Below are 13,576 nucleotides of genomic sequence, written 5' to 3' on the forward strand. Positions count from 1 at the left end.
CGTGCTCCTCGCGGCCGCCGGTGGCGGCCGCTCGCAGGCACGCGCCACCGCGAAGGTGATAGGTGTCCGTAGAAACGTCGCTCAGGCCCTCAGAGCGCCTGCGCGAGCAGCACCACGTAGATCGCGGCGTTGTACACGCCGTGCGCCAGCCCGGGGACCACGACGTTGTCCGTCCACTCGTAGAGCGCGCCGAGGACGGACCCGAGCACGACGACGACGCCCACGTACGCCCACCGCTCGGCCGGGGTGCCGGAGACCGAGGGGAGGTGGATCAGGCCGAACGCGAGGCTCGCGATGAGCACCGCGGGGACCGCGTCGAACGCGCGCCGGACGCCCCCTTGGACGACGCCGCGGAACAGCAGCTCCTCGACCGGGCCGACCACCGCGAGCGACACCGCGATCATCGCGAGGTAGTAGGTGACCGGGTCGCCCGCGGGGACGACCGCCTGGTTCTGTCCGGTCGAGAGCCCGACCTGATCGAGCGCGAACAGCGCGCCGTACTGGAACGCGAAGAGGACGGCCCCGCCGCCGACGACGATCGCCGCCTGTCGCGCGTCGGGCCGGGACGCGCGGGCGAGCTCCCACTCGCCCGTGATCGCGAGGTACCCGGCGACCGCGACCGCGAACCCGCCGAACTGGAGCACCGTCCGGAGCAGTTGGTAGCCGGTCGACCCCTCCGCGACCAGCCCGATCGAGACCGCCAGGTCCGCCGCCGGGACGGTGATCGCGCTCGCGACGAGGAGCGCGAACACGATCGCGAACAGCGCGCTCGCGACCCGGAGCACTCGCTCGGCGATCTCCGAGCCCGGTGCGTCGTCGCTCATTGGAGGGCGTACGAGACCCCGAGGCTTAGACGCACCGGATGGCGATCGGCGGTCGCCGCGCGTCCGGTCCGGGAGCGCGCGCGGCTCACTCGATCCGCAGCTCGCGCTTCTCGTCGACCGCCTCGGCCTCCGCGAAGTCGCCGCCGCCGAGCAGCCCGCGGGCCGCCTTCTTCCCCCATTCGACCGCTGGCTGCGTGAACGTCGAGACGCTCGCGAGCTCGCCGTACAGCACGCAGGCCGCCTCCATCCCGAACAGCAGCTCGCCCAGCGCGCGCTCGTCGACGCGGTCGACCTCGACGCGCACGTTGGGGACGCCGGCGGCCGCGAGGCTCGCCTCGGTCGCCTCGAACTCCGCGTCGAGCAGGTCGCCGAGCGACGAGCCGCCGAGGTACGCGAGCCCGTCGAGGTCGGTCTCCGGGATCGGCGCGTCGGCGCGCTCGGTCGGGCGCACGAGCGTCACCAGCTTGTCCGGCGGGCCGGCGCGGTACAGCTGGAGCTGGGAGTGCTGGTCGGTCGCGCCCAGCGCGCGGGCGGGCGTCTGCCCGAGCCCGTCCTTCCCGAGGCTCTCGGCCCACAGCTGGGCGAACCACTCCGCGAACGTCTCCAGCGACTCGGCGTACGGCATCACGGCGTTGGTGAGCGCCCCCCGCTCCGCGAGCGCGTACGTCGCCGCCCCGTAGGCGTAGGCGGGCGACTCGTACAGCGACCCTGCGAGCGCGTCCATCCCGTCGCGGCCGCCCGCGAGGACGGCCTCTACGTCGTGGCCCTGGAGCGCCGCGACCGCGAGCCCGACGGTCGAGAGGACGGAGAAGCGGCCCGGGACGCCGTCGGGGACCGGCAGCGAGGGCAGGCCGTGGCGGTCGGCCAACTCGCGGAGGTTCCCCGACTCCCCCGTGGTGACGAGGGTGCGCTCGGTCCAGTCGACGCCCGCGTCCGCCATCGCCTCGCGGACGACGAGGAAGTTCGCGAGCGTCTCCGCCGTCGTCCCCGACTTCGAGACCACGTTGACGACGGTGTCGTCGAGGGGGAGGTCGGCGAGCAGCGCCCGCGCGTCGTCGGGGTCGACGTTGTCGAGGACGTAGGCGTCCACGTCGCTCGCGAGGGCGTTCGACAGCGTCGCCGCGCCGAGCGCGCTCCCGCCGATGCCGACCGTCAGCACCGCCTCGGGCCGGTCGAACCCGTCGACCGCGGCGTAGATCGCGTCCGCGTCCGCGGTCTCGGGGAGCGTCAGGGCGGCGTACCCGAACTCGTCGTCCGCCATCCCGGCCGCGATCCGCTCGTGCGCGGCCGCGACGCGGTCGTCGAGCCTGTCCAACGTCTCCGTCGTGAGCCCCGGGGTCGTCTCCAGGGCGTTGCCGAGGTCCACTCGCATACGTGTCTCACCGCGCGAGAGGAACTTAATAACCGCCGGCGGACGGCCGTCGCCCCGCCGCCGGTCGGCGCGACGCCGGGGCGCCGCCGGGTCAGTCGGCGGCCGCGATCGGTTCCTCCTCCTCGCCGAGCGCGGGCCGACCGACCCGGCGATCGAACGCCAGCGGGCCGGAGCCGAGCGTGAACACCGCCGAGGCCATGCCGAACAGCGCCACGTGCGCGAGGACCGGGTCGTCGGGGAGCCCGAACAGCGTCGTCGTGAACAGCACGAACGAGAGGGCGGCCGCGCCGCGGGTGAAGAAGCCCGCGATCAGCGCGAGCCCGACGGCGACCTCGGTCACGCCGGCGCCGACGACCCACAGCCCCGCGTCGACGGGCACGACCGACGTGAGGTCGTACTTCTCGACGACCCGGAGCGCGCTCGCCGGGTCGGCCAGCTTCTGGATCAGCCCGAGGTAGACGAACGAGACGCCCATCCCGACCCGGAGCACCGTCGGCACGTAGCGCCGCAGCGGCCCGGTCCTCTCGTCGAGGAACGACTTCAGGTGGTGGACGGGGTCGACCCGACCGTAGTACGACCCGGGCGTGCTCGCGACCTCCAGGAGCATGTCGTCGGCGCTCGGCCGCCCGCCGCCGAGGATCCCCAGCGCGACGAACACCGGGACGTACTCCACCGCGAGGACGACGAGCGGGTCGACCGCGACGAGCACCCACGCGTACGTCAGCAGGCCGACCGCGGCGGCGATCCGGGTCGCGAGCCCGAAGAGGAGGGCGAAGCCGAGCCCGATGAACAGGAGCCGGAGCAGCGGGCTCGCCGCGGGGTCGAACGAGAGCGTCGGCGCGAACAGGTACCCCTGGAAGCCGGCGCCGACGAGGGGGAGCCCGACGGCCAGCCGCAGCATCCACGGGACGAGGTCGCCGTACCCGGCGAGCTTCTCCCGGAGGACGACGACGTCGACGATGGTCGGGCGCATCCGGAGGTACGCGGCCAGCCCGGCGACCGCGACGAGCCCGGACCCGGCGAAGAGGGCCGCGTTGAACGGGTCCGAGAGCACCTCGGCGACGAACGCCACCGCGTCGAGCGGGTCGCCCGAGTCCTCGGTGACGTAGTCGACGTGGGCGGCGACCGGCCGCGCGACGAGCGTCGCGAGCAGTGCGACCGCGACCGCGGCGACCGATCGGTGACGAACGGACATGTTCCCGTTACGGGCCGAACGCACCTAACGCTATTTCTTCACGAACGTTCGTCCCCGGGGCTGAGACGGTCGGTTCACCCCCGCGGCGGCGAGCGCTACGGCGCCCGCGCGACGACCGCGAACGTCTCGGTCCGCGTCGCCGCCGAGACGACCTCGAAGCCCGCGGCCTCCAGCGCGGCGACCGCGTCGGCGGCGGCGAACCGCTCGTCGACGGGCGGGCCCTGCTCGCCGTCGCCGTCGGCCGACCAGTCGAACGTCGCGACGACGCCGCCCGAGCGCACGACGCGCGCGACCTCGGCGACCGCCGCGTCGCTCGCGAACTCGTGGTACGTCATCGTCGAGACCGCGCCGTCGAGTTCCCCGTCCGCGAACGGGAGGTCCTCCACGTCGCTCGCGACGAGCTCGACGTTCGCCGGCGTCCCCTTCTCGCGGTACCGGTCGTGCATCTCGGGCTGGACGTCGACGCCGTAGACGGTCTCGACGTGCGGCGCCACGTCGTCCGTGTAGAAGCCGGTGCCGCTGCCGAGGTCGGCGACGACCGCGGCGTCGGCCTCGACCAGCGGCCCGACCAGCTCCTCCGCGGACACCCAGCGGTACCGGCCGGGGCGCTCCAGCCGGTCCGCCTGCTCGGCGTCGAACGTGTGGAATCCCATACGCGGTCTTGTCCGTCGAGTGCTAAAACGCGTCCGGTCGCGCGGTGCGGGACCGCCGGCTTCCGCCGCGGCTCACCACTCCGGTTCCAGCGCGTCGAGGAGCCGGTCGACCTCCGTCTCCGTCGAGACCGCGTGGACGGACGCCCGGATCCCGTTCGGGTGCGGGAGCGAGCGGACGACGACGTCCTCCTCGCCGAGCCGCTCGACGGTCGCCTCGGGGTCGTCGACGTCGATCGTGACGAGCCCCGACTCGTACGCTCGCGGGCTACGGAGCCGGTCGTCGGGGACGCCCGCCTTCAGGCGGTCGGTGAGCGACTCGATCCGCGACTCGATCGCCTCGAGCCCGACCGCGTCGATCGCGTCGAGCGCCTCGACGAGGCCGACGTGGGCCGCCGCCGTTGTCGTCCCGATCTCGAACCGCCCCGCCGCCGGCTTGAACTCGATCTCGTCGCCGGTCGGGTCCGCGACGCTCCGGTAGCCGACGGCGCGGGGCGCGAGGTCGGCCGCGGCGTCGCGGTCGACGTAGAGGAACCCGGCGCCCCACGGGCCGAGCGTCCACTTGTGGCCCGCGGCCGCGACCGCGTCGGCGCCCCACTCGCCCACGTCCATCGCCACCTGCCCGGGCGACTGGACCGCATCGACGAGGGTGAACGCGCCGGCGTCGTTCGCGACCTCGACGAGGTCGGCGACCGGGAGGCGGGTGCCGTGCGTCCACGTGATCGCGCTGAAGCAGACGAGGCGGGCGTCCGCGACGGCCGCGGCGTACTCGTCGCGGTCGAGGCGACCGTCCTCCGTCTCCAAGACGCGAACCTCGACGCCCTCGCGTTCGAGGCGCCGCCACGGGAGGACGCCGGCGGGGTGTTCGAGGTCGGTCCGGACGACCACGTCGCCCGGCTCCCAGTCGATCGCGCCGGCGACGCGGTTGATCCCGTCGGTCGTGCTCTCGGTGAGCGCGATCTCCTCGGGGTCGGCGCCGACGAACGCGGCGATCCGCTCGCGCACTCGCTCGTACGTCTCGAAGGCGTGCTCGTAGGGGTCGGTCGTCGCGGAGCCGTACTCGTGGTCCTCGACGAACGAGGCCGCCGCCTCGACGACGTACTCGGGGCTCGGGCCGTGCGCGCCGAAGTTGAAGTACGCCGCGTCGCCGAGGGCCGGGACGTCCGCGCGGAGCTCTCTGGGGGTCATACCGTCGTCGTCGAGTCGAATCGTTCTCATGGTGTCGGTTTCGGCGATTCGGGCCGCGGCGGATCGGCCGCCGGCAGCGCCCCGCCTGTTGGGCGTGTTGCGCGTCCGGAACGGCTCAGGCGGCGTGCTGCTCGATCGCGTCGGTCAGGGCCTGCTCGGACTGCGCGCCGACCATCCGGTCGGCGAGTTCGCCGTCCGCGAACACGAGCAGCGTCGGGATGCCCTGGACCCCGTACTCGCCGGCCAGCGCCTGGTGGACGTCGACGTCGACCTTCAGCACCGCCGCGTCGGTGTCCGCCGCGACCGCCTCGACGGCCGGCTCCATCATCTGACACGGGCCGCACCAGTCGGCGTAGAAGTCGACGAGGACGACGCCGTCGGCGACGTGGTCGTCGAACGCGTCCGCGTCGGTCAGTTGGATCGGTTCCGCGGGGGCCGCTTCTGTCGAACTCATACCCCCGTCTACGCGCCTCGACGTGATAATGGTTTTGGATAGAAATCACAATACTACGTAACACGGCTGGCGCGGTCAGCCCGACCGGCCTGCGGTGCGAGCCGGCCCGGCCGCTATCGAGGTGAGAAACGACGCTGACCGGGCGACCGCCCGAACGCAGCGCGTCGGAGTACTGAGAGAGACTGAGAGGGACCGGTCGGCGGCGACGCGGCGCGCGCTTCGATTACTGGATGTGGCCTTCGCGGCGCAGCTGGTCGGCGTCCTCGTCCTCGTACCGCCACTCGACGTTCGCCTTCTCGTCCTGCCAGTCCCACGGCTCGGCGAGGACCACGTCGCCCTCGCTGATCCACGTGCGGTACTTCATGCGGCCGGGGATCCGGCCGAGGCGCTCCACGCCGTCGGCGCAGCGCAGCTGAACGTGGTTGCCGCCGAGGTGTTCCGTCACCACGGCGAACACTTCGTCGTCGTTGGGCATGCGGAGGTTCTTCCGCCCGGATTCTTCGCTCATACCACCCGTAGTGCGCTCGCCCGTATAAGTGATGGGAGACGCGTGTGTACTCCCGTCATGCGGTCTGTTCACACGACCGCCGCGCCGTGGACGGGGCCCTCACTCCGCGTCGGTGACCGCGGCCGAGCGGTCGTCGCCGGCGGCGGCCTCCTCGTTCGGCGCGTCCTCGCCGGGCGCGTCGCCACCGAACGCGGCGTCGACCTGCGCGAACGTCTCCGCCTGCGTCCCGGAGTTGTCGACGACGACGTGGTCGGTCGCGATCTCGTCGAACAGCTCCTTGAACCGGAGGTGGATGTCGAAGTCCGCGTCGCTGATCCCGTCGCGCCGCTCGATCCGCCGCTCGACGACGGCCTCGTCGCAAGCGACCTCGACGAGGTCGAACTCGGCGGCGGCCGCGGCGGCGGTCTCGCGGGCGTCCGCGCGGAACCGCGCGTCCGCGAACGTCGCGTCGAGGACGACGGCGTCGCCGGCGTCGACGTCGTCGCGGGCGCGAGAGAGGAGTTCGGCGTAGACGGCCGCGGTCTCCGCGTCGGTGTACTCGGGGTCGTCGAACAGCTCCTTGCGGATCACGTCGGTACGGCGGATCCGGCCGTCGACGTGCTTGGTGACCCGCTTGGCGACGGTCGTCTTGCCGACGCCGGGCAGGCCGCAGACGACGACCAGCCGCCCGGACGAGAGCCCGTCCTCGGCGGCCGGAGCGGCCGCGGTCGACGCCTCCGGGGCGAGAGAATCGGACGCGTCACGCTTCGAAGTCGGCGATTCGGCCCGGTCCGGTCGTCGGCCGCCTCCGTCGCTCATCTACCCGTACCCTCCGGGGTGACGCTAAAGAAACTTCGCATCGTCCGCCCCCGCGAGCCCCCGCCGCGCTCAACGCTCGGTCCGTCCGGCGCGGCGCGCTCCGACCGCTCGAGCGGTCAGGCGTCGTCGTCGGACGGCGGCCGCTCCGAGAGCCGGTCGAACCGGTCCTGCGCCGCCTCCGAGCGCGCCTCCGTCCGCTCGGGATCGTAGGCGGCGGACTCGATGCGTCCGCCGTTGAGAGTCACCGAGAGGACGGCGTCGGCGCGTCGCCCGTCCGGCGGGAGCCGCGCGGCGTCCACCACCGCGTCTCCCACCTCCTCGCCGTCCCGCTCGAAGAACACGGTCGCGAGCCCGTCCTCGACGGCGTCGACGACCGCGGTGTACTCGCCGTCCGGGAGGTCGACGTCGCTCACTCGTAGCTCACCTCCAGCACGCGGTCCCCCTCGGCGTTCGAGAGTATCACGGTGTCGCCGGCGTTGTTCCAGATCGGCGACCCGGCGCCCCAGTACAGGTCCGTCTCGGTGTCCGCGCCGCTCCCGGTCCGCAGCGTGACCGTCGCCCCGGCGTCGAGCGCGAACCCCTCCGGGAACTCGTAGCTGTGGCCCGCCTCGTCCGCGACGGTCCACCCGGACAGGTCGATCGGTTCCCCGCCGGTGTTCTCGAAGACCACGTACTCGTCGTTGAGGTTCTCCCCGTCCGCGCCCTCGGCGTCCGCGTTGATCGCGGCGACCGCCAGCGCGTCCGCGCCGCTCGCCGTCCCGTCGTCCCCGCCGTCGCCGCCGTCGCCCCCGTTTTCGCCTTCAGTCTCGCCGTCGGTCCCGCCCGCGACCGGGTCGCCCCCGAGCCGAGCGCGCTCGACGACTTCGCCCCCCGCGCCGGGTTCGATCGGCTCGGCGTCGCGGAGCGCGAGCGGGTCGGTGGGGGCGTCGCGTTGCGTCCGCACGGAGACGCCGCTCCCGTCGCTCACGAGGACGACGTTCCCGTGCGTCGCGGTCCAGTACGTCGGGAGCGACCGGTCCGCGAACCGCCGGAGCACCTCCTCGGTCGGGTGCCCGTACTGCGAGTCGTACGCGCTCGACACGACGACCGCCCGCGGGGCCACCGCGTCGACGAACGGGCCGCTCGACGAGCTCGACGAGCCGTGGTGGCCGGCCTTCAGCACGGTCGACCGCAGCTCCGCGCCGTAGGTGTCGACCAGGTACGCCTCCTGGTCGTCTTCGGCGTCGCCGGAGAGGAGGAAGCTCGTCTCGCCGTGCGTGAGCTTCAGCACGATGCTGTTCTCGTTGCGCGCTTCGCCTTCGAGGTACGGCTCGGGCGGCCCGAGCACGTCGACGTCGACCGCGCCGAACGAGATCGCGTCGCCCTCGCGCGTCTCGTACAGCGTCACGTCGTGCTCCTCGACGGCGTCGAGGTACTCGGCGTACGTCTGCGTGCTCGCGGCGATCCCGGGGTCGTAGACGCCCCCGATCCCGTCGGCCTCCGTCTCGTAGTACTCGATGACCGCCGCGTTGCCGCCGATGTGGTCCGCGTCGTTGTGCGAGGTGACGAGGTGGTCGATCCGCGTGACGTCGTGTCGCCGGAGGTACTCCAACACGTACTCCCCGTCGTCGTTGTAGTGCCCCGTGTCGACGAGCATCGTCTCGCCCTCCGGCCCGAGGATTAGCGTACTGACCGACTGTCCGACGTTGATGTAGTGGACCTCGACGGTCCCGTTCGCCGTCCCGGCCGGGGTCTCGTCGTCCGTGTCCGGACCCGTCGGCGCCTGATCGCCGGGCGCCGCGCCGGCACAGCCCGCGAGGACGACGATCCCCACGACCAGGAGGACCTTGAGCGCACCCCCTGTTCGTTTCATATTTCCTTACTGCGCTACACAGGGAAAGAGGTACGTGTCCGGTACCGTTCCCGACCGGCCGGTCGGCGGAGTCGGCGGTGCCGCCGTTCCGAGGCCCTGTTCGGTCGGTGGTCGGACGTCGCAGTGCTCCCAATATCGTGGCGCACAGTGACCGGACCCGAAACGCGCTCGACTTGGACCGGACCACCGGTCCGAGCCTCATTCGACGATATAAACGTCTCTCGCCGTCGTGCGGTTTTCGGGTATAAGGAAGTGGGTTGGGGCAGATTTGAACTGCCGGCCTCCTCCATGTCAAGGAGGTGTCATAACCGGACTAGACTACCAACCCGCAGGGGCTTACTGACGCATCTCTTCGTTTCCGAGGGACGTAATTGAACCTTTCGTTTCCGCCCGCCCGCCGACTAGGTTCCGAGCGATCGATCGGGAGACGGCGCGGCGACGATCCCGTCTCGTTCGGGCTCATCCGGGGTCGTCTCGGGTTGTCCGGGATAGAACCCCACCGACCTCGCGCGGCGGTCTCTCGGCCGTCGGCGCGGTTCCGACCGGTTTTACCCGTTCGGTGAGAGTCCGTGGGTATGGTCGACCTTGCCGCCCGCACGGAGAGGCTCGACGCGTACCTCGACGAGCGCGGGCTCGAAGCGGTCTGGTTCGCGCGCCCGAACGGGTTCGCGTGGCTCACCGGCGGCGACAACGTCGTCGACGACGACGCGACGACGGGGGTCGCGGCCGCCGGCTACGACGGCGAGCTCCGCGTCATCACCGACAACATCGAGGCGGAGCGGCTCGCCGCGGAGGAGCTCCCCGAGGCGTTCGCGGTCGAGTCGTTCCCGTGGTACGCCGACTCGCTCCCGGAGGCGGTCGCCGAGCGCTCGCCCGCGCCCGCGGCCGCCGACTTCGACGTGCCGGGCTTCGAGGCCGTCGACGGGAGCCGGCTCAGACAGCCCCTCACCGACGACGACGTCGAGCGGTACCGCGAGCTCGGCCGCGAGGTCGCGGCCGCCGTCGAGACGGTCTGCCGGAACCTCGAACCCGAGGACCCCGAGTACGAGGTCGCGGCCGGCATCGACATCTCGCTCGCCTCCCGCGACGTGGACACGCCCGTCGTCCTCGTCGGCGGCGCGGAGCGGGCGCAGTCGTTCCGCCACTACACGCCGACCGACGCGGCGCTCGGCGACTACGCGCTCGTGTCCGTCACCGCCGAGCGCGCCGGCCTGTACGCCTCGATGACGCGCACCGTCGCCTTCGACGCCCCGGACTGGTTCGAGGAGCGCCACCGCGCCGCGGCGCGCGTCGAGGCGACCGCGGTCCGCGCCACCGAGGCCGCGGCGGCCGGGGCCCTCTCCGGGGACGACGACGGCCCCGACACCGCCGGCGACCTCTTCGGCGTCATCCGGGACGCGTACGACGCGGTCGGCTTCGGCGACGAGTGGGAGAACCACCACCAGGGCGGCGCGGCCGGCTTCGCGGGCCGGGAGTGGTTCGCGACGCCCGACGGTGACGAGCCGGTCCGGTGGCCGATGGGCTACGCGTGGAACCCGACGGTTCAGGGGACGAAAAGCGAGGACACGCACCTCGTCGCGCCGGACCTGACCGAGCGGCTCACGAAGACCGGTCGGTGGCCGACCCACGAGGTCGAGCCGGTCGACGTCGAGGGGGTCGACGGCGAGCCCGTCGAGCTGGCGGCGCCGGTCATCCGATAGCGGCGCCTCCAGCGCGGCGCCCGCTCCGGATAGCCCGGTCCGGACCGGGGCGCGCGGAGCGAGTCAGTAGACGTACTCGCTCTCGTCGATGCCCACGTACCCCTTCTTCACGCGCCGCTTGTTCCACTTGTAGCCGAGCATGAGTTTCAGCGACTCCCAGCCGGACCGGTACGGCTGCGAGAGGAGGTTTCCGCCGGCCTCGGCGGCGAGCATCGCGTCGGCCGCCCCGATGACGCGGTTCCAGTCGTCCGGGCCGTAGTCGGCGACCATGTCGGCCATGGTCACGTTGCGGACGACCTCGTCGCCGATCGCCTCCTTCCAGCGGCGGTTGTAGGCGGCCAGGTCCCCCTCGGCGGCGAGTTCGCCCGCGATGGCGCCGGTGCGGACCGCAACGTGGTCGCCGCCCTCGTGGAACGCCGAGGTCGTCCCCATCGCGCCGCCCGCGACCGCGATGCCTGCGTCCACGGGCGAGTCGATCGGCCGCGTCGACGAGATCGGGTACGTCTCCGTCCCCTTCCGCTTGCCCGCCCCCTCGACCAGCGGGAATTCCTCCTCGACGTCGTACTCGTCGGCGTACTGCCACTCCAGGAGGCGGCGGATGTACTCGCCGCCCTGCGGGATCGACTCGTCGTCCTCGCGGAGGAGGGCGTACTCCGAGGCGTCCACCTCGTCGATGTCGAGGCCGATCGGCATCGTCAGGCCGACGCGGCAGACCCGGTCCGCGTTCGGGAAGATCCACGGGTACGCGGTCTCTCCGGGCATCACGCCCCACCAGAAGACGATGGCGTCGTTCACCTCCTCGAACACCTCCTCGGGGACGCGCCGGTACTCCTGGTAGGCGATGTGGTTCGCCGTGCGGGAGGCCAACCGCTCGGAGGCCTGCGCGTCCGCCGGCAGGTACTCGTCGAGGACGCGGTTCGTCACCGTCCGCTGCGGGCCGTCGGCGAGGACGACGAAGTCGGCGCCGACGCTCCCGCCGTCCGCGAGGTCGAGCACGTGGCGCGGGCCGTCGTCGCCGGGCGCGACCGAGAGGTCGGTGTCGACGCCGCGGACCGAAGTGCCGACGCGGTACTCGGCGCCCGCGTCCTCGGCGCGGTCGCGGAGCCAGTCGTCGAAGCGCGCGCGCTGGAAGGTGTAGCCGAACTTGTCGTACGAGGAGTCGATGCCGGTCGAGGTCAGCGTCGCCGCCTCGTCGGGCCCGCGGAACTCCGCGCGGTTCAGCTCGCGCTGAACGACCCCGTCGTCGAACTCGTCGGGGTGGATCCCCATGATGTCCACCCAGTAGTCCAAGATGCCGGCCGCGTCGGTGGAGTCCGGGCCGAGGCGGTCGCGGTCGGCCCGTGGGACCCCCTTCTCGATGACCAGGGCGTCCGCGCCGCCGGTCGCGGCCGCGTGCGCCGCGGACGACCCGGCCGGCCCACCGCCCACGATCGCGACGTCTACGCGTTCCATACCCCGAGAGGTTGCCGTCCGGCTATTAAATTCACGGTCCCCGACGCGGCGCGGAGAGGGTCGGCGTCCCGGCGCGGCCGCGCGGCCCCGTCGTCCTCGGCCGACGCCGGTGACCGATTGATCATGTTCGATGATCGGTAGTAAGAGCGCCGGAGAGACACGTTTTTAGGGGGCAGTGAGGATTCATCCGGCACACAAATGGCACGCGAGACGTGGGCGACGCGAGCGGGCTTCATCCTCGCCGCGGTCGGCAGCGCGGTCGGGTTGGGGAACGTCTGGCGGTTCCCGTTCATCACCGGCCAGTACGGCGGATCGTCGTTTCTGATAACCTACCTGGCGTTCGTCGCGCTGATCGGGTTCCCGGCGATCCTCGTGGAGTTCGTCATCGGGCGCCGGACCGACCGGAACCCGGTCGGCGCGCTGCGGGAACTCGGCAGCGGCGTCTGGGGGTCCGCCGGGTGGCTGTTCGTCGTCACCGGGTTCATCATCCTCTCGTACTACAGCGTCGTCGCGGGGTGGTTCCTGCGCTACACGCTCATCGGAATCACCGAGGGGTACACGCTGACCGACCCGGCAGAGGCCGAGGCGCTGTACCAGACGGTCTCGACGGGGCTCGACACGCTCGTCTTCCACGCCCTGTTCATGCTGCTCGTCGTCGGCATCATCGCCGCCGGCGTCAGGCGCGGGATCGAACTGAGCGTGAAGGTGATGATCCCCGCCATCCTCGTGCTCCTCGTCGGCCTGGCCGCGTACGGATTCACGCTCGACGGCGCGAGCGCGGCGTACGCCTACTACCTCTCGCCGGACTTCGGGACGATCGCGGCGAACTGGACGGAGATCCTCCCCGCCGCGGCCGGACAGGCGTTCTTCACGCTCTCGCTCGGGATGGGCGTGATGATCACGTACGCCTCCTACCTCGGCGAGGACCGGAACCTCGCGGCCGACGCCGGGATCATCGCGACGATCGACACGCTCGTCGCCGTCCTCGTCGGCTTCGTCGTCTTCCCCGTCCTCTTCACGGTCGGGATCGAACCGGGGTCCGGCGGACCCGGCGCGATCTTCGTCAGTCTCACGGCCGCGTTCGCGGGCATTCCCGGCGGCCGGATCCTCGGTACCGTCTTCTTCGGCATGGTCGGGATCGCCGCGCTCTCCTCGGCGATCAGCATCCTCGAAGTGCTCGTCTCCTACCTGATCGACGAGGTCGGCGTCGCCCGCGTCCCGGCGTCGGCCGCGCTGGGCGCCGCGGTGTTCCTGCTCGGCGTGCCGGTCACGATCGACTCGATCTTCCTCGGCCTGTACGACGGGCTCGCGTACGGCATCCTGCTCGTCCTCGGATCGCTGCTGCTCGCGCTGTTCGTCGGCTGGGTCGCGCCCGGCGTCGGTCGCGAGGAGCTCCGGAAGGGGATGGGCGCCCCCGCCGGCTTCGACGGCGCGTGGATCTGGGTCGTTCGACTCCCCCTCGTCGTCGTCATCTTCGTCTCGTTAGTCCTCGGCGTCACCGACTACGTCGACTTCCTCACCGGCGGCTTCGCCGACTGGCTGGCCGCGCGGTAACCGCGGCCGCGGGGGCGTCGCCTCCCCGC

General features: G+C 72.1%; 13 protein-coding genes and 1 tRNA gene. 2 read left to right on the forward strand and 12 right to left on the reverse strand.

The features are described 5' to 3' along the window. Positions 1–89: 89 nt before the first annotated feature. From EXE44_RS02385 to EXE44_RS02435, 11 genes are all read right to left on the reverse strand, one after another. Positions 90–824, reverse strand: a complete 735-nt coding sequence (locus EXE44_RS02385; protein WP_137715812.1) for a CPBP family intramembrane glutamic endopeptidase — start codon at positions 822–824, stop codon at positions 90–92. An 85-nt stretch (positions 825–909) separates the two neighbouring features. After that, a complete protein-coding gene (locus EXE44_RS02390; protein WP_137715813.1) occupies positions 910–2,196 on the reverse strand; it encodes a glucose-6-phosphate isomerase in 1,287 nt (428 codons plus the stop codon). Between the two features lie 91 nt (positions 2,197–2,287). Further along, a complete protein-coding gene (locus EXE44_RS02395; RefSeq protein WP_137715814.1) occupies positions 2,288–3,391 on the reverse strand; it encodes a DoxX family protein in 1,104 nt (367 codons plus the stop codon). A 95-nt stretch (positions 3,392–3,486) separates the two neighbouring features. Further along, a complete protein-coding gene (locus EXE44_RS02400; protein ID WP_137715815.1) occupies positions 3,487–4,044 on the reverse strand; it encodes a class I SAM-dependent methyltransferase in 558 nt (185 codons plus the stop codon). A gap of 72 nt (positions 4,045–4,116) precedes the next feature. Beyond that, complete coding sequence (locus EXE44_RS02405; protein ID WP_137715816.1) at positions 4,117–5,259, reverse strand: aminotransferase class V-fold PLP-dependent enzyme; 1,143 nt, start codon at positions 5,257–5,259, stop codon at positions 4,117–4,119. Positions 5,260–5,344: 85 nt separating this feature from the next. Beyond that, on the reverse strand, positions 5,345–5,683 hold the full coding sequence (gene trxA / locus EXE44_RS02410; RefSeq protein ID WP_137715817.1) for a thioredoxin: 339 nt from the start codon (positions 5,681–5,683) through the stop codon (positions 5,345–5,347). A gap of 223 nt (positions 5,684–5,906) precedes the next feature. Continuing rightward, a complete protein-coding gene (locus EXE44_RS02415) occupies positions 5,907–6,191 on the reverse strand; it encodes a translation initiation factor eIF-1A (RefSeq protein WP_006628131.1) in 285 nt (94 codons plus the stop codon). 99 nt (positions 6,192–6,290) lie between these two features. Continuing rightward, on the reverse strand, positions 6,291–6,989 hold the full coding sequence (locus tag EXE44_RS02420) for an AAA family ATPase (protein WP_137715818.1): 699 nt from the start codon (positions 6,987–6,989) through the stop codon (positions 6,291–6,293). Positions 6,990–7,105: 116 nt separating this feature from the next. Further along, positions 7,106–7,402, reverse strand: a complete 297-nt coding sequence (locus tag EXE44_RS02425; RefSeq protein WP_121562605.1) for a DUF3006 family protein — start codon at positions 7,400–7,402, stop codon at positions 7,106–7,108. After that, on the reverse strand, positions 7,399–8,841 hold the full coding sequence (locus EXE44_RS02430) for a lamin tail domain-containing protein (protein WP_199241173.1): 1,443 nt from the start codon (positions 8,839–8,841) through the stop codon (positions 7,399–7,401). The genes EXE44_RS02425 and EXE44_RS02430 overlap by 4 nt, the downstream gene beginning before the upstream one ends. Positions 8,842–9,094: 253 nt before the next feature. Continuing rightward, positions 9,095–9,169: transfer RNA gene (locus EXE44_RS02435), tRNA-Val, on the reverse strand. Between the two features lie 247 nt (positions 9,170–9,416). Between EXE44_RS02435 and EXE44_RS02440 the strand changes: the two genes are divergently transcribed. Continuing rightward, complete coding sequence (locus tag EXE44_RS02440) at positions 9,417–10,541, forward strand: Xaa-Pro peptidase family protein (protein ID WP_137715819.1); 1,125 nt, start codon at positions 9,417–9,419, stop codon at positions 10,539–10,541. 63 nt (positions 10,542–10,604) lie between these two features. Here EXE44_RS02440 and EXE44_RS02445 read toward each other — a convergent pair whose 3' ends face one another. Then, positions 10,605–11,993, reverse strand: coding sequence for an NAD(P)/FAD-dependent oxidoreductase (locus EXE44_RS02445; protein ID WP_137715820.1), 1,389 nt, complete (start codon positions 11,991–11,993; stop codon positions 10,605–10,607). Positions 11,994–12,191: 198 nt separating this feature from the next. Here EXE44_RS02445 and EXE44_RS02450 point away from each other — a divergent pair, with 198 nt between their 5' ends. After that, positions 12,192–13,547 (forward strand): sodium-dependent transporter, encoded by a 1,356-nt coding sequence (locus EXE44_RS02450; protein ID WP_137715821.1) that lies wholly within the window; start codon positions 12,192–12,194, stop codon positions 13,545–13,547. Positions 13,548–13,576 lie beyond the last annotated feature (29 nt).

The sequence above is a fragment of the Halorubrum sp. SS7 genome, from assembly GCF_005435055.1.
In the GTDB taxonomy this organism is placed as follows: Archaea; Halobacteriota; Halobacteria; order Halobacteriales; family Haloferacaceae; genus Halorubrum; species Halorubrum salinarum.